This window comes from Pseudomonas yangonensis (assembly GCF_009932725.1).
Lineage (GTDB): Bacteria > Pseudomonadota > Gammaproteobacteria > Pseudomonadales > Pseudomonadaceae > Aquipseudomonas > Aquipseudomonas yangonensis.
The window spans coordinates 1-593 of the sequence record NZ_BLJU01000176.1 but is presented as its reverse complement, the minus strand read 5'-3'; the positions used below and the strand labels follow the sequence as shown (position 1 = coordinate 593).

Sequence of the window (593 nt, the reverse complement as noted above, 5' to 3'; positions counted from 1 at the left end):
GGTGCTCGGCGACCGCTTCGGGGCTCGGCTTGTGGGGGAACGGCAGGACTTGACGCTCGGTGGCTTCGTCCTTGCTGTAGGTGATTGCCCAATCGCTCATGGGTAGGCTCCTTGTTTTCGCTGAGTTGGCAGGCCGGCAGGGCCCGAAGGGTAGACCGGCGCGGTCGCGCAAGGGTTGCCCTGGCGCGATGGGCGGTTCGCGTCCGACTGTCGGCCGAGGGCGGAAAACACTTATGATTCAGCCACATGCTTTGTCTGGACCGGTCCCCGATGCTGTCTGCCGTACGGCGCTACAAGTCGATGCTCTCCAGCGCCCTGGCGCGTTGTTTCCCGCGTACCACCGCCTACCTGCAGGCCGAGCGCGAGGCTCGCGAAGCCTTGTTGCAGCCGGCCAAGGCCCGCTCCAGGAAGAACGCCGCGAAGGCTCCGGCCAAGGCCGCCGGCAAGCCTGCGAAGGGCGCCGTTCGGGGGGCCCCACGCAAGCCCGCTGCCGCCTCGCGGCGCGCGCCGCAGGGAATCTATCCGGCTGCCGCACTGAAGGTCGACGAATCCCAGGAGCGCGCCATGCGCGAGCAGGTGGCGCAGGCTGTGAC

The 593-nt window shown here is 68.5% G+C and carries 1 pseudogene; it reads left to right on the top strand.

The features are described from left to right. Window positions 1–270 precede the first annotated feature (270 nt). Window positions 271–593, top strand: a pseudogene (locus GYB81_RS23985) (DNA helicase UvrD); the annotation flags it as partial.